The 14,678-nt window shown below is 76.8% G+C and carries 14 protein-coding genes, 1 pseudogene and 1 riboswitch; of the genes and pseudogenes, 5 read left to right on the plus strand and 10 right to left on the minus strand.

The window, feature by feature from the left end:
• Nucleotides 1-109 precede the first annotated feature (109 nt).
• On the plus strand, nucleotides 110-1,327 hold the full coding sequence (locus ACVUH9_RS17530; RefSeq protein WP_475759215.1) for a sigma-70 family RNA polymerase sigma factor: 1,218 nt from the start codon (nucleotides 110-112) through the stop codon (nucleotides 1,325-1,327).
• A gap of 559 nt (nucleotides 1,328-1,886) precedes the next feature.
• Here ACVUH9_RS17530 and ACVUH9_RS17535 read toward each other — a convergent pair.
• The 3 genes from ACVUH9_RS17535 to ACVUH9_RS17545 all read right to left on the minus strand — a co-directional run bounded on the left by ACVUH9_RS17535 (nucleotide 1,887) and on the right by ACVUH9_RS17545 (nucleotide 4,425).
• Nucleotides 1,887-2,645, minus strand: a complete 759-nt coding sequence (locus ACVUH9_RS17535; RefSeq protein ID WP_475759216.1) for a CbtA family protein — start codon at nucleotides 2,643-2,645, stop codon at nucleotides 1,887-1,889.
• A 21-nt stretch (nucleotides 2,646-2,666) separates the two neighbouring features.
• Nucleotides 2,667-2,897 carry a CbtB domain-containing protein gene (locus tag ACVUH9_RS17540; RefSeq protein WP_475759218.1) on the minus strand — a complete coding sequence of 77 codons (231 nt, stop codon included), beginning with the start codon at nucleotides 2,895-2,897 and terminating at the stop codon, nucleotides 2,667-2,669.
• 33 nt (nucleotides 2,898-2,930) lie between these two features.
• Nucleotides 2,931-3,081: riboswitch (cobalamin riboswitch) on the minus strand.
• A gap of 129 nt (nucleotides 3,082-3,210) precedes the next feature.
• The gene (locus ACVUH9_RS17545; protein WP_475759220.1) at nucleotides 3,211-4,425 is read right to left on the minus strand and encodes a GNAT family N-acetyltransferase; all 1,215 of its coding nucleotides are present in this window, start codon (nucleotides 4,423-4,425) and stop codon (nucleotides 3,211-3,213) included.
• A gap of 164 nt (nucleotides 4,426-4,589) precedes the next feature.
• On the opposite strand from ACVUH9_RS17545, the gene ACVUH9_RS17550 reads away from it, so the two are divergent.
• The 4 genes from ACVUH9_RS17550 (at nucleotide 4,590) to ACVUH9_RS17565 (ending at nucleotide 9,459) form a co-directional block, all read left to right on the plus strand.
• On the plus strand, nucleotides 4,590-6,701 hold the full coding sequence (locus ACVUH9_RS17550; protein ID WP_475759222.1) for an MFS transporter: 2,112 nt from the start codon (nucleotides 4,590-4,592) through the stop codon (nucleotides 6,699-6,701).
• A 70-nt stretch (nucleotides 6,702-6,771) separates the two neighbouring features.
• Nucleotides 6,772-7,578: a molybdate ABC transporter substrate-binding protein gene (modA, locus tag ACVUH9_RS17555; protein WP_475759223.1), complete on the plus strand. Its 807-nt coding sequence runs from the start codon at nucleotides 6,772-6,774 to the stop codon at nucleotides 7,576-7,578.
• A complete protein-coding gene (locus ACVUH9_RS17560) occupies nucleotides 7,575-8,408 on the plus strand; it encodes an ABC transporter permease (RefSeq protein ID WP_475759225.1) in 834 nt (277 codons plus the stop codon). The genes modA and ACVUH9_RS17560 overlap by 4 nt, the downstream gene beginning before the upstream one ends.
• The gene (locus ACVUH9_RS17565) at nucleotides 8,395-9,459 is read left to right on the plus strand and encodes an ABC transporter ATP-binding protein (protein WP_475759227.1); all 1,065 of its coding nucleotides are present in this window, start codon (nucleotides 8,395-8,397) and stop codon (nucleotides 9,457-9,459) included. The genes ACVUH9_RS17560 and ACVUH9_RS17565 overlap by 14 nt, the downstream gene beginning before the upstream one ends.
• Before the next feature lie 3 nt (nucleotides 9,460-9,462).
• Here ACVUH9_RS17565 and ACVUH9_RS17570 read toward each other — a convergent pair whose 3' ends face one another.
• From ACVUH9_RS17570 to ACVUH9_RS17600, 7 genes and pseudogenes are all read right to left on the minus strand, one after another.
• The gene (locus ACVUH9_RS17570) at nucleotides 9,463-10,533 is read right to left on the minus strand and encodes a substrate-binding domain-containing protein (RefSeq protein WP_475759229.1); all 1,071 of its coding nucleotides are present in this window, start codon (nucleotides 10,531-10,533) and stop codon (nucleotides 9,463-9,465) included.
• Complete coding sequence (locus ACVUH9_RS17575; protein ID WP_475759231.1) at nucleotides 10,530-11,258, minus strand: ABC transporter permease; 729 nt, start codon at nucleotides 11,256-11,258, stop codon at nucleotides 10,530-10,532. Before ACVUH9_RS17575 ends, ACVUH9_RS17570 begins: the two co-directional genes overlap by 4 nt.
• Nucleotides 11,259-11,261: 3 nt before the next feature.
• A complete protein-coding gene (locus ACVUH9_RS17580) occupies nucleotides 11,262-12,191 on the minus strand; it encodes an ABC transporter ATP-binding protein (RefSeq protein ID WP_475759233.1) in 930 nt (309 codons plus the stop codon).
• On the minus strand, nucleotides 12,167-12,892 hold the full coding sequence (locus ACVUH9_RS17585; RefSeq protein WP_475759235.1) for an ABC transporter permease: 726 nt from the start codon (nucleotides 12,890-12,892) through the stop codon (nucleotides 12,167-12,169). The genes ACVUH9_RS17580 and ACVUH9_RS17585 overlap by 25 nt, the downstream gene beginning before the upstream one ends.
• 2 nt (nucleotides 12,893-12,894) lie before the next feature.
• Entirely contained in the window at nucleotides 12,895-13,233 is a 339-nt protein-coding gene (locus ACVUH9_RS17590) for a DUF2149 domain-containing protein (protein ID WP_475759237.1), read from the minus strand.
• Entirely contained in the window at nucleotides 13,230-13,994 is a 765-nt protein-coding gene (locus ACVUH9_RS17595) for a MotA/TolQ/ExbB proton channel family protein (protein WP_475759239.1), read from the minus strand. The genes ACVUH9_RS17590 and ACVUH9_RS17595 overlap by 4 nt, the downstream gene beginning before the upstream one ends.
• Nucleotides 13,991-14,678, minus strand: a pseudogene (locus ACVUH9_RS17600) (hypothetical protein); the annotation flags it as partial. The gene ACVUH9_RS17595 and the pseudogene ACVUH9_RS17600, both read right to left, overlap by 4 nt.

The raw sequence follows: 14,678 nt of genomic DNA on the forward strand, positions 1-14,678 counted from the left end.
CGGTCCGACAGCCCGTGTTCATCTGCCCACCACGCGTGCGGTGAGAACCGCCGTCCCGACGCGCGACGCGGCTGACGAACGCCCGATCGCAGCGTCCCGGTAGCGGCCGATGCACGAGCGTCTCCACTACCACGCCGCAGTCGCGGCCCACGAGCGAGCACCACGGACGCTGCGCAACGTGCACGACCTGCTCGAACGCGACTACGAGCGACTACGCCCGGTGGTGGGACGAGTCGTCGGGAGCAGGCTCCAGACCGCCCTCGGCTGGGTCGACGCCGGGATCGTCGACTCCGCCTACAACCAGGCCTGGCATGCGGTCTACATGAAGCTGACCGGCGGCGAGGAGGTCGAGGACCTCGCCGCGCTGCTGGTGATGATCACCCACCGGCGGGCGATCGACGACCTCCGGACCCAGCACTGGGACCGGCGGGCGTCCGACGCGAGCGACGGCAACGAGTGGATCGACCCCGATCTGTCCGCCGGGATCGACGACCGCATCCGCCTCCAGCACGCCTTCGAGGCGATGCGCGAGAAGCTCGATCACCGCGAGCGGCACGCCGCGGTCCTCTGCTACCTGCTCGGCCACAGCCGCCCCGAGGCCGCCGCCCGGATCGGCGTCAGCCGCAAGCGGATGGAGAAGATCATGGACGGGGTCTCGCGCAAGCTGGCCCTGATCGCGCCCGGCCTCGACGGCCAGCAGTGGTGCCGTGAGCGCGCCGGCCTGATCCGCTCCTACGCGCTCGGGCTGCTGACCCCCGAGAGCGAGCGCTACGCCCATGCCTCCCAGCACCTCGCGAGCTGCTCCGGCTGCCGCCGTCAGGTGCTCGTGATCCGGGGCCTCGGCGCGATCGTCCCCCCGGGGCCGCTGCTGGAGGTCTTCGCCCGCTTCCCCAACACCGCCGCACCCGCAGCGGCCGTGCCCGAGGCCACCGTCACGGCGACGCCGGGGCGGTGGGAGTGGGCCCGCCCGCGCGGGCGCGGGAGCGACGTGTGGTCGGCCTCCGCCGGGTCCGCCAAGCTCGCGACGCTCGCCGCGGTCTCGGTCGTCGCCGTCAGCGTGACCGGTCTGCTCGTCAATGACCTGCCGACCCCCAACCTCCCCGCGCACGTCGACTCCCCGCGCTCGGCCCGGGTGGTCAGCGAGCGCCGCGTGATCCGGTGGGCGGCCGCCGCGGCCCCGCGCAGCACCTGGACCTCACACCGGAGCGGCATCCGCGTCCCGCCGACGCCCGCGGGCCTCCCCCGTTCCAGCCGGGCGCTCGCGTGCATGGTGATGGCCGGGACCGTCGTCGGCGGCGGCACGCACTGCACCCTGTCTCGCCGGTGAGGCTGCCCTGAGGCCCTGAGGCCCTGAGGCCCTGAGGCCCTGAGGCCCTGAGGCCGCCTACCGGATCCGCCCGGCGGTCGGCCGCGCAGACCGGGGATCGGGTCGCGGCCGGCCCGATCCGTCCGGCCGCGACGCCATGCTCCGGGGGGCGATCGTCGAACGTCTCCGTGGAGGGTGGCGTTCCGTCGTACGAGCCCGCCGTGCCCGCCCCGGCCCGACGGTCGCTCGTCCGAGCGCCGCCGCCTCGGCGCGACCCGGCCGGATCCCGCAGCGATCCCGGTCGGCGGTCGCGACCGGACAGGCTCACGCTCGACCGGAGGCTTTCCGCGCCAGCGCCCTCGTCCACGCGCGATCCGCACCGCGGACCGTACGGCTGACGAGCCCACCGAGGCTGACGCTCCGGTTCGGTCTGGTCGAGCCCGACGTCGAGCGTTCGCGCGCCCCGGACGGCACCGCTCGGGGCGGACGTTCGACCGCGCGCGACGAATCGCGACAGCGTGGAGCCCCGCGGACTGCGGGCGACGCCCCGAAGGGCGCCGCCCGCACCGCGAGGGTTGGGTCAGGCCGCCGAGGACCCGGAGCGGACGGCACCGCGCCGCGGCAGCAGCGGCTCACCGGCGATCGCCCGCTCGGCCGCCAGGCCGAAGCCGAAGGCCAGCAGCGACCAGAGGATCACCTGCGTGCCGAGGTTGGCCAGCCGGAAGTCCCACAGGATCTGGGGCGGGAACGGCGGCTTGACCTCGTTCTGGTTCGGCAGCGCCAGATGGGCGACGCCGATCAGGACGACGAACAGCAGGATCGCGGCGGCGATCGCGTTGCCGGCGCCCCACCGCTCGCGCAGCTGGCGGCCGAGGCGGACCGCGGCGACCGCCGCGACCAGCGCGATGATGATCAGCACGAAGAACCACCCGGTCCGCTCGCCGATCGTCTCGCCGCTGCCGACCGCCGGCGGGTTCGCCGGGTACTTGGTCAGCGGCACGAGCACGGTCGCGACGAAGCCGATCGCGGCGATCACCAGCACCGTCGCCCGCGCCTGGAGCGCGCCGACCCGGCCGTAGACCATCGCGAACACGAGCGACAGGAACCCGCCGATCGCGACCGAGAAGATCAGGATCCCGGTCAGCAGGCCCCAGGTGCTCTGGGTCTCGCGGGAGACTTCCGGCGGCCCCTCGTCGACCGCGCCAGCGGCCGCGGCGACGGCGTCCTCGACCGCGATGGCGGCCCGCACGGGCGGCTCACCGACGAAATGGGCCCAGGCGAAGGCAAACAGGCCGGCCACCAGGCCGACCAGCATCCCCCGCACCAACAGGGTGCGCATCATATGAATCGAGCCCGCTGCCTAGTGGCAGGGGAAGCCGAGGAGATGGCGCGCGTCGTGCACGTACTCGTGCACGCCCATCCCGGAGAAGACCGACGTCGCGCCTTCCTCGGCGCCGACGAAGTAGATCGCGAACATCAGCACGACGCCCGCGAAGATCCAGTAGGGCAGGAGGCCGCGAAGCGAGACGACCGGAACGGGGATCTCGATCCCCGTCGGTGACTGGTTGGCGTTGGCTACCGCTTGGCTCATGCTGGTGTCCTTTCCGGGATCTCGCGTCCCGTGGTTCGAGGCAGCAGGACGGCGGAGTCTCTGACTTCCCGTCCGGCAGATCGCCGAGGTCGGGTCACAGTGGCGCGACCGCGCCGGACTTGCACCGGCTTCCTCGCTTCCGTCCTGCCTGTGCGGGGAGCATACCGGCGTCCCGGCGTCCCGCAACGTCAAGTCCCGGCCGCCGATCGGCGCGGCCCGCGATACGTGGCGCGTCGCCGCTCGCCCTGTCGTGGAGCGCGCGGGACAGTGTCCACCGCCGCCCGCCGCCCCGCAAACGCCCGGGCCGCCTGGCTCAGAAGCCGTCGACCACCCACGGCGCCCGCTCGACCCGCAGCGCGGCGTCGAGCGACGCGACCGCCCCCGGCATCAGCTCCTCGACCAGCCCGGCGTCCCGCAGCGTCGCCAGCGTCACCCCGCCGAGGTAGACGGAGCCGAGCTCGCGGGCGTGCAGACGAACATCGACCGCGCGGTCGGTCCGCTCGCAGACCCCGCCGTTCGGCCCGACCCGCAGCGCCCAGCGGCCGGCGACCAGCTCGTCTCCGGGGTGCTCGACGTCGAGCACCAGGTCGGCATCGGCCGCCCAGCTGCGGCCCGCGACCGCGGCGGGCAGATCGAGCAGCCGCAGCCAGAGCGCGTCGCCGACGGCGCCGGCCTCGATCGCCCGGACGTCGACCGGGGCCAGCACCAGCGGATCGTCGACCGGTCGCCCGTCGAGCCGCAGCTCGCCGACCAGGTCGAGCCGCAGCAGGTAGTCCAGCAGCGTCCGCTCCGCCTCGGGCGTGGCCGCGACCAGCTCCTCGACCGCGACCTTCGCGTTGGCCTCGGCCGTGGAGGCGAGCGCACGGTAGATCGCGTAGCCCTGGTCCCCGGCCACGATCACGCGCTTGGCCCCGTACGCGCACCGCTCGCGCTCCTCGTCGAACAGGACCCGAGCCCACCACGACGGCGTTCGCGACATCGTCCCCGCCCGCCGCGTCCGGGCGCGCTCGAAGATCGGCCGCAGCAGCGGCTCGGCCCCGTCGAGCGAGCGCAGCAGCCGCAGCGGGCCGACCGCGGCCGGCGACCGCAGCGGGACCTCGCGCCGGACGTCGATCCGCAGCGACCGCTCCCAGACGGCCGGACCGAAGCCGAAGCGGCCGTAGATCGTCGCCTCCGACGCCCAGAGCGCCGCCAGCGGCTCGCCGCGCTCGCGCGCGAGGGCGATCTGCGCCTCCATCATCGCCCGCAGGATCCCGCGGCGGCGGTGGGTCGGGAGCACGGTCACGATCGTGATCGCCGTGCAGGCCAGCTCGCCGCCGGGCACCGTCAGGCGCCAGCCCCACGAGCCGGAGGTCCCGACCAGCTCGCCGGCCGCGAAGGCCATCCGCGACCGCTCGAGGTCGAGCCGGGCCGCCGAGCGCTCGCGGGCGCCGGCGTCGCTGGTGTCGTGGAAGGCGATGTCGAGGAGGTCGCAGACGGCCTCGAGCTCGGTCGCCTCGGCGGCACGGACAGTCGGCTGATCGGCCATCGCCCGACCTTATCGACGCCCCTCGTCGGCCCCGTCGTCGGCGGGACGCGCCCCGATCCGGCCCGGTCGCGCGGATCCGGGGGCGTCCCCCACCGCCGAAAGGCGACCGGATCATCGTCGAAAGTCCCTGGCGCGATCGCGCGCAGACGTCAGACTGCGAGTCGATGACGCCCGTGCGCACCCCGACCACGACGCTCGCGCGGATCCTGATCGCCGTCGGCGCCGCGCTGGCGCTCGCCGACGCGTCGGTGGTGACGCTCGCGCTACCGGAGATCCTGACCCGACTGGACACCACGATCGAGGGCGTCGCGGCCGTGATCGGCATCTACACGGTGGTGCTCGCTGCGGCGGTGCTGGTCGCGGTCCCCGTCCGACGACGGATCGGCAGCGCGGCACTCGGCGCCGGCGGGATGGGCCTGTTCGCCCTCGCCAGCGTCGCCTGCGGCCTCTCCGACACGCTGCCGCTGCTGCTGGCCGCCCGCGCCGTCCAGGCGATCGGCGCCGCCGGGGGACTGGTCGCCGCCTACGCGCTGCTGCACCGGGCCGGCCGCGGGAACGGCGGCCGCTCGGCCCCGCTGTGGGTCGCCGCCGCCGTCTTCGGGACCGCGATCGGCCCCGCGCTGGGCGGGGCCCTGACCGAGCTCTTCGACTGGCGGGCGATCTTCCTCGCCCAGGCCCCGTTCGGGGTCCTCGCCGCGATCGCCTGCCTGCTGCCGCACGGCGATCCCGCGCTCGACGAGAGCGTCGACGCGCTGCTCGGGCACGGACACGAGCACCAGCCCGGGGCCGCGCCCGACGGCCCCGCGGCGACCCCGACGGCGCCGGCGGGAGCGACGACCGGCCGCGCGACCGGCTGGCGACCGGCGCGACCGACGCCGCCCGCGGCCCCGCCGCGGCCCGCCCCCGCCGACGCCCCGACCGAGGTCACCGCCGGCGACGCGCTCTGGGCCGACGAGCCGGACACCGCCGTCGCTCCGGGCACGCCGGGCGTCGACGCGCCGACCGCGGTCGGGCCGGCGGCCCCGGCCGGACCCGGCGCGAGCCCCCGGCGGCGCCCGCTCGCCGGCGTCCCCGTAGTCCCCGCGGCAGCCGCAGCCGGCCCGGCCGCGGCGCCCGCCGTTCGCCGCCGCCCGAGCGGTGACCAGGTCCGGGCCGGGATCGCGCTCGCGCTGGTCTCCGCCGCGCTGACCGCGGTCGTCTTCCTGCTGGTCCTGCTGCTCGTCTCCGGCTGGTCGGTGACCCCGCTGAAGGCCGCGATCGCCGTCACGCTGCTGCCGCTCGCCGCGCTCGCCGGCTCGCGGCTCCCCGGCGATCCGTGGGTCCGGGCCTCGGCCGGCTCGGCGCTGGTCGGCGCCGGGATCCTGGCGCTCGCGAGCCTGCCGACGGTCGGGGTGGTCTGGATCGTGCTCCCGCAGCTGCTGGCCGGGATCGGGATGGGGATGGCGCTTCCGGCGCTGGCCGGCGAGCTGCTGCCCGAGCGGACCCCGCGCGACGCGGCCCGGCTGCTGGCCCTGCGCCACGTCGGGATCACCGTCGCGCTGCTCGTGCTCGCTCCCGTGACCGCGGCCCAACTCGACGACACGATCACCAGCACCCGTGAGCAGGTGACCGCACTCGTGCTCGACGCCCGGCTCCCGCCGCAGGACAAGCTCCAGGTGATCGGGCCGGCGCTCGGGGACCTGGCCCCGGAGGACGCCCGCGGCGCGCTCGAGCAGGCGCTCGCCGAGCAGGCCCCGCGGTTCGCGGACGACCCCGCCGAGGCGACGGTCTACCGGCGGCTCAGCGCCCGCGCCGACGAGACGCTCGTCTCCGCCGTCAACCGGGCCTTCCGTCCCGCCTTCCTGATCACCGGGCTGCTGGCGCTGCTCGCCGCGCTCGCCGTCCTCCCACGGCCCGGCCGGCAACCCGCGCTGGCGCTCGCCGTCGCCGCGGTCGGGCTGCTGTTCGCCGGCGCCCAGACCCTGGCCGCGCGCGGGGCCGAGCCGGAGCCGGTGACGATCGCCGACCCCTGCCAGAAGCGCGACCTGCCGACCACCGGCGGCCTCGACGGGGTCATCCAGGACGCGGTCCTGGTCGGGCTCGACCGCGCGGCCTGCCGCTTCGGCTCCTCCCGCGAGGAGCTGGCGCTGGCGATCGACGACGAGCAGCTCGCCGAGCAGTACGAGCGGGACCACGGGACCAACCCGCGCTCGATCAGCGGCCTGCTCGGCGGCGCGCTGAGCGGCGGAGGCGGGGGCGGCGTCGGCGACGTGCTGCAGAACCTGCTCGGGGACTAGCGCGGCAGAGATCGCGGTCGAGGGGGCTAGGATCGGCGGCCGACTCCGGCACCCGACGGAACGAGGATCGATGAACGCACGACGTCTCCCGACCACCCTCACGGCCCTGCTGGCCGGCACCGCGCTCGCGGTCGCCGCCAGCGGCTGCGGCTCCGACAGCGACGCCCAGGACGACGGCAGCACCGGGGCCGGTGACGCGCCGACGTTGGTCGTCTCCGCCGCCACCTCGCTGAAGCGGGCGTTCACCGCCTACGCCGAGCAGTTCGGGAAGGCGGACGTGAAGCTCTCGTTCGCCGGCTCCGACCAGCTCGCCGCCCAGATCCGCCAGGGGGTCGCGCCCGACGTCTTCGCCGCCGCCAACACCGCCCTGCCCGACCAGCTCTACACCGACGGGCTGGTCGAGCGACCGATCGTCTTCGCCGCCAACCGGCTGGTGATCGCCGTTCCCGCCAGCGGCTCGAAGATCCGCACGATCGACGACCTCGCCAAGCCGGGCGTCACGATCGCCGCCGGCTCGGCGACCGTGCCCGTCGGCAGCTACACCCGCAAGGTCCTCGCCCGGGTCCCCGCCGCGACCCGCGACCGGATCCTGGCCAACATCCGCTCGAACGAGCCCGACGTCGGCGGCGTCACCGGCAAGGTCGTCCAAGGTGCGGTCGACGCCGGCTTCGTCTACGTCACCGACATCGAGGCGACCGGCGGCAAGCTGCGGGCGATCGACCTCTCGAGCACGCTCAAGCCGCGCGGGGCCTACGCGATCGCGATCGTCAAGGGCAGCAAGCGGCGCCCGCAGGCGCGGGCGTTCATCAAGGGCCTGCTCTCCGGCCCCGGCCAGCAGACGTTGCGATCCGCCGGGTTCGAACCGCCGGTGCCGTGAGCCGAGCGGGCTCCGCAGCGTCGGCGGGTCTGCGGCGTCCGTCCTGGTTCACGCTGGTGGCGGGACTCGCGCTCGCCGTCGTCGTGCTGTTCCTCGTCCTGCCGGTGGTGGCGATCTTCGCCAGCGTCGCGCCGGGCGAGCTGCTGCGGAGCCTCGACGACCCTTCCTCGACCGACGCGCTCTGGCTGAGCCTGCGGACGACCACGATCGCGGTCGCGATCATCGTCGTCGTCGGGACCCCCGCCGCCTACCTGCTGGCGACGCGGCGGTTCCGCGGCCGCGCGCTGCTGGTGACCCTGATCGAGCTGCCGCTGGTGCTGCCGCCCGCCGTCGCCGGGATCGGGCTGCTCGCCGCGCTCGGGCCGCACGGGATCCTCGGCGGGCTGGTCGAGGACGCCGGGATCCAGCTCGTGCTCCAGACCGCCGGGGTGGTGGTGGCGCTGGTCTTCGTCGCCGCGCCGTTCTACCTCCGTCAGGCCCAGTCGGCGTTCGAGGCGCTCGACGAGGACTGGCTGCACGCCTCGCGCACGCTCGGGGCCGGTCCCGGACGGACCTTCCTGCGGGTGGCGATCCCGGCGGCCCGTCCCGGGCTGGCCTCGGGTCTGGCGCTGGCGTGGGGCCGGGCGCTCGGCGAGTTCGGGGCGACGCTGATGTTCGCCGGCTCGTTCCAGGGGATCACGCAGACCGTGCCACTGGCGATCTACGACCGCTTCGCGACCGACTTCACCGGGGCGCTGGCGCTCTCGGCCGTGCTCGTCGCCGTCTCCGCCGCGCTGCTGCTGACCGTCAAGCTCGTCTCCCGATCGGCGGCGCTCGATGCTCCGCGTTGACCTCCGGGCCCGCCGCGGCCCGCTCGACCTCGACGTCGCCTTCGAGGTCGCCGCCGGTAGCTGCCTGGCGCTCGCCGGGCCGTCGGGCGCGGGCAAGAGCAGCGTCCTGCGGATCGTCGCCGGGATCGGCGGAGCGACCGGCGGCACGGTCGCCTGCGGGGACGACGTCTGGTTCGACGCCGCCCGCGGGATCGACCGCCCGCCGGAGCAGCGCCGCTGCGGCTATGTGTTCCAGGACTACGCGCTGTTCCCGCACCTGCGGGCGTGGCAGAACGTCGCCTACCCGCTGCGGGGCCGCTCGCGGAGGCAGCGCCGGCAGCGAGCGACCGACCTGCTCGAGCGGTTCGGGATCGCGGACCGCGCCGATGCCTTCCCGCGGACGCTGTCGGGGGGCGAGCGGCAGCGGGTCGCCGTCGCCCGCGCGCTCGCCCGCGACCCCCGGGTGCTGCTGCTCGACGAGCCGCTCGCGGCGCTCGACGCGCGGACCCGCGCCCGCGCCTCGCGCGAGCTGGCGGAGACCCTCGCCACGCTCGACCTGCCGACGATCCTCGTGACCCACGACTTCACCGAGGCCGCCGCGCTCGGGGACCGGATCTGCGTGCTCGACGCCGGCCGGATCGTCCAGCGGGGCACCGCCGACGAGCTGGCCGCGCGGCCGGCGAGCGCGTTCGTCGCCGACTTCAGTGGCGCCGTCGTCCTGACCGGACAGGCCGGTCCGGGCCCCCACGGCCTGACCGAGGTCGCGCTCGACGGCGGCGGGCGGCTGACGAGCACCGACGACGCCCGCGGCCGGGTCGCCGCCTCGGTCTACCCGTGGGAGATCACGATCGAGCCGGGCGCGACGGTCGCGGAGGGTTCGGCCCGCAACCACCTGGCCGCCCGTGTCGTGTCGCTGACGACGGTCGGCAACCGCGTCCGGCTCGGCCTGACCGCCGGTCAGCCGCTGACGGCCGAGCTGACCGCCGCGGCCGTCGCCGAGCTGGGGCTCGAGGTCGGCAGCGAGGTGACCGCCAGCTTCAAGGCCGCCGCCACCCGGCTCGTCGACGGCTGACGGTCAGGTCCGCTCCGCGAGATCCGCGCGCGCCGCCCGCAACGCCGCCGAGCCCGCCGTCAGCGTGCGGACCGGGACGACGGTCCGCGCCGGGCCGTTGCCGCGCAGGCGGGCGAGCGGCAGGTCGATCGCCGCGGCGGCCAGCTCGCGCAGCGCCGGGGCCGCCACGCACCGCAGCGGCCCGTCGCCGGCCAGGCCGGTCAGCGTCTCGCGCCCGGTCGGCCCGGCGATCGCGATCGCCCCCGCGTACAGCCGGGCGCGGTCGACGGACGCGGCGTGGGCGCGCAGCGCGGTCGCCGCCCCGACCGCGGTCGTGTCGTTCCAGCTCAGCACCGTCCGCACGTTCGGATGGCGCTGGAGCGCTGCGGCGACCGCCGCCGCGGCGTCGTCACGGGCGAGCGCCTCGACCGCCGCGACCACCCGCAGGCCCGGGGCGGCGGACCGCAGCCGGGCCAGCAGCGCCTGCTCGGCCGGGGCCGCCAGCGGCCGCAGCGGGTCAGGGACCGTCGCCCCCGACGCGGGCCGGACGAGCAGCAGCTCACCGCGACCGTCGGCGTGGCGGGCCGTCCAGGCGGCGACGTGGCGGGCCAGCCGCGCGGCCGCCTCCGCCGGGTCGACCACGATCGCCGCCGACGCCCCCGGCAGCGGCGCGACGTAGCTGATGACCTGGACCCCGTCGGCGGTCGCGTCGGCCACCTGCTCGCGCAGCGCCGCCGCGTCGAACGCGGCGACGACGACCGCGCCGAAGCCGGTCCGCGGGTCGAGCCAGCGCCGCAACGTGGCCTGTTGGGCGGCGTTCCCCGCGGCGTCGTCGCTGAAGGTCGGCAGCGCCCCGCGGGCCTCGGCGTGGGCCTCGATCAGCCGCCGCAGCGCCGCGACCGGTGCGTAGTAGGAGGCGTAGTCGATGCCGATGCTGCGGGCGGTCACGGCCCGCTCCTGGGGACCGGGCCCCGGCGTGCTGCCGCAGGCGGCGAGCACCGCCGGAGCGGTCCACGCGGCGGCGGCCAGCGCGGCCCGGCGGAGGACCAGCCGCCGGGTCAGGCCGGAGGGATCGGCGGAGTGGGCGGGGGTCATCGGGAGGGCTCCGGTCGGACGATCGGGGAACGGGCGCGGTCACCGCGCTGGACGACGGTCAGGGCGACGGCCAGCACGGCGACCACCGCCAGCAGGACGAGCACGTGGGCGACGGCCCGGGCGGGATCGCCGGCGGAGATGTCGATCAGGACGGCCGAGGCCAGGGTGTCGGTCCGCCCGCGGGCGTTGCCGCCGACGATCACGACCGCGCCGACCTCCGCGACCGCCGAGCCGAGCGCCGTGATCACCATCGCCAGCACCGCCACGCGCGCCTCGCGGACGGCGAGCACGGTCAGCTGCACGCGCGAGGCCCCGAACGCCCGCGCCTGCAGCAGCAGCCCGGACGGGACCCGGTGCAGCGCGGCCGCGGTCAGGGCGACGACGATCGGCAGCGCCAGCAGGGTCTGGGCGAGGACGACCGCCGCCAGCGTGTTCGACCAGTGCCAGGCGCCGAGCAGCGAGCCGGGCAGCAGCAGCAACGCCAGCCAGACCCCGAGCACGACCGGCGGGATCCCGAGCCCGGCGTTGGCCAGCGCCAGCCCGACCCGGCGCCCCCGCGAGCGCTGATCGGCCAGCAGCGCGCCGAGCGGGACGCCGAGCGCCAGCGCGATCGTGGTCGAGACCCCCGCCAGCAGCAGCGTCCGGCCGAGCGCGCCGAAGACCTGGGCGTCGCCGCTGGCGATCCGGTCGACCGCCTGCCCGAGCATCTCCAGCAGGAACCGCACCGCTCAGGCCCCCGGCGCGAACAGCGCGCCCCCGTCGACCGCGACCGTCACCCGCTCGCCGAGCGCCGGCCCCGGGTACGCGGCGCGGACGCCGACCCGGCCCCCGTCGACGGCGACCTCGCAGAGCACCCCGTCCTCCTCCGGCACCCGGCCGGTGACCGTCCCGCTCCGCTCGCCGGCCGGGTCCAGCCGGACATGGCGGGGCCGCAGGCAGCGGATCCGGCCGTCGCCCTCGACGATCTGGCCGGAGAAGCCGAGGAAGCGGGCGACCTCCGGCGACGGCGGCGCCTCGAGCAACCGGCCGGGCGGGCCATCGGCGGCGATCCGTCCGTCGAGCAGGATCAGCAGCCGGTCGGCGAGCGCCCACGCCTCGGCGCGGTCGTGGACGACCAGCAGGACCGCGCGGTCGGGCCGCCGGAGGACCGCCGCCGCGTCGTCGAGCAGCCCGGCGCGGGCGCGAGCGTCGAGGCCGGCGAACGGCTCGTCGAGCAGCAGCAGCTCGGCGGGGACGGCGATCGCCCGGGCGAGGTGGACCCGGCGGGCCTCGCCGCCGGACAGCTCGGTCGCGCGCCGGTCGGCCAGGTGGCCCGCGTCGAGCCGCTCCAGCGCCGCGCTCACCCGGGCCGCCCGCTCGCCGCGCGGGACGCCCCACCAGCGCAGCGCCAGCTCGAGGTTCGCGCGGACCGTCCGCCGGGCCATCGCCGCGGTCTGGAGCGCCGCCGCGACCCGGCCGCTGCTCGTGACCGTCCCGGCGACCGGCGGCAGCAGCCCGGCGAGCGTCGCCACCAGCGAGGACTTGCCGACGCCGTTGGGGCCGAGCACGGCGGTCACCTCGCCGCGCCGCAGCGTCAGGTCGATCCCGCGCAGGAGGGTCGTCCCGTCGCGGCCGACGGCGAGCCCGGCCGCGGTCAGGAGCGGGCGGTCGGCGTCCACGAGCGGCGGTGCTGGAGGCTGGTCAGGGCGGCGGCGACGATCAGGAAGAGGCCGAGCAGGACGGTCCCGGAGGCGACCGCCTCGGCGTCCGAGCCGCCGCGGTTCCACTGGGCGAGCGCGGCGGTCGCGAGGGTCTGGTCGCCGAGCGACGGGCCGACGAGGACGATCGCGCCGACCGCGCCGAAGGCGACCCCGAGCGCGGACAGGATCCCCGCGACGACCCCGACCCGCGCCTCCCGCAAGGCGAGCAACGCCCGCTGAGGGCCGGACGCCCCGCAGGCCCGGGCCTGGTCGAGCAGCGGCCCGGGCACCCCGGCGAGCGCCGCGCTGGTCATCCCGACGACGATCGGCAGCACGAGCAGGGTCTGGGCGAGCAGGACCGCCTCGACGGTGTAGATCCAGCCGAGCCCGGCCAGCGGCCCGCCGCCCCAGCGCGAGTCCGGCCACAGCAGCAGCCAGACGAGCAGGCCGAGCGCGACCGGCGGCGTCCGCAGCCCCGCGTTGGCGCAGGCGGCCAGGACCCGCCGGCCACGGAACCGCCCGAGCGCGAGCAGGCAGCCGAGCGGGACCCCGATCGCCGTGGCGATCGCCGTCGAGACGAACCCGGCCCGCAACGTCCGGGCGGCGGTCGCGTACAGCTCGGGGTCGCCGTGGACGACGAGCCGGAAGGCCTCGCCGACGCCCTCTCCCAGGGTCGACACGGCTACGGCTTCTGCTTCTTCGCCACGTAGACCAGTCGCCCGTCGCCGAGCCGGTAGACCGAGCCGACCTCCGCCCCGCGGCCGGCGACCCGGGCGTCGGACGGCTGGAGCGTCTTCAGCTCCTGGTCGGGCGCGACGAGCACGGCGTCCTTCGGGACCTGGTTGCGGCTCGCCGCGAGCCCGCCGTCGGTCAGGATCGAGGTCAGCCCGGCGGACTTGAGCGCGGCGAGCAGGAACGCGACCGCGAGCACGATCCCGAGGTCGAACATGTTGACCAGCCCGTCGAGCGGATCGCCGGCGCGGTCGGCGTGGCGGCGCGCGTGCGGGGTGACGCGGGTCATCGCGGCTGCTCCGGGCCGGCGGCGGGAGCCGGGACCACGCCACGGCCGGCGATCGAGGCGGGGGGCGCGCCGCCTCCCCCGTGCGGCCCGGCCGCGGGGATCGCGACTCCGTCGGCGACGAGCGGGCGCTCCGACGCCTGGGTCAGCCCGGCCGCCACGTACTCGAGGTCCGAGAGGTCCTGGGCGTAGAGCCGGTCGCGGACGAGCGAGATCCCGAACGCGACCGCCCCGATGAAGAGGCCGAGGACCGTGACCCCGAAGGCCACCCGCAGGTTCTCGGTCAGCTCGACGACGTTGCCGCTGGCCAGCCCCTCGAGCGCCGGGGCGAGTGGGATCAGGGTCCCCATCAGACCGAGCGCCGGGCCCGCGCGGACGAGCATGCGGGTCCGCTCCAGCCGCCGCAGCGAGCCGAGGTCGAAGTCGGCCAGCGCCTTGGCGACCCCGTTCTCGCCGGTCGACGACGGGGCGAAGCGGACGATCCGCAGCAGCGTCGCCGCCATCGCGGTGCCGCTGACCACCGGCCGCAGGGCCGTGATCGCCGCGCCGGGGTCGCCGCGCCGCAGCGCCCCGTCGGCCCCGTCGATCGCCTGCTCCAGGGCCAGCGGGCCGGGACGGCGACGACGACGCAGCAGCTCGCCGACCAGCGCCCCCAATTCGACGATCACCAGCGCGAGCGCGAGCAGCGCCAGCACCAGCACGGGCACGCGGAGGGCGTCGGTGACGGTGAAGATCAGGTCTTCGGCGGAGGCGAGCGGCATCATCGGGCGGGGGCGTCGAGGGTCGGAAGGCGAAGGACGGACGGCCGCAGCTCGCGGGCGGCGCCGAGGCCGAGCAGCGCGACGACGGCCAGCACCCCGAGCAGCCAGAACGGGCGGGACGGGGGTTGGCGGGGCTCGCCACCACGGCGGGCGGCCGGGGCACGGTCGGCGGCGGGGTCGATCGGCGTGACCGCCGCGGCGGTCCGGGCGCCGACCAGCACGCCGACGACCGGCTCGCCCGCACCGTCCGCGGAGCGGGTGGCCGGCGGCGTGCGCCGGCCGCCCCCGGCGGGGGACGGGACGTCCGGGGCGGTGGTCCCCCCGGACGCGGTGCGTCCGGCGGCACCCGCCGCCTCGCCGCCGCCGCCTCCGGAGCCGCTGCCGGCCGCGGGGGCGGGATCAGGCGGCGCCGCGGTCGACCGCGACGGCGTGGTCGGCGAGCCTCGCCGCGGGCGCGGCGACGTGCCCGGCCGGCGGTCGCTGGCGCGCTTCCCGGAGCCGCTGGTCGCGCCCCCGGTCTTCCGCGGCTTGCGGGCCGACGGGCCCGCCGCGCCGCCGACCGCGGACCCGCGGCCGGCGTCCGGCCCGGTCGCCGGAGCGCCCGCGCCGCCGGTGTCGAAGAGGTCGCCGCCGCTCGCCGCGCTCCCGCGGAAGACGTTCGACTCCCCCAGGAACTCGGCGATGAAG

It is taken from the genome of Patulibacter ginsengiterrae (genome assembly GCF_056269115.1).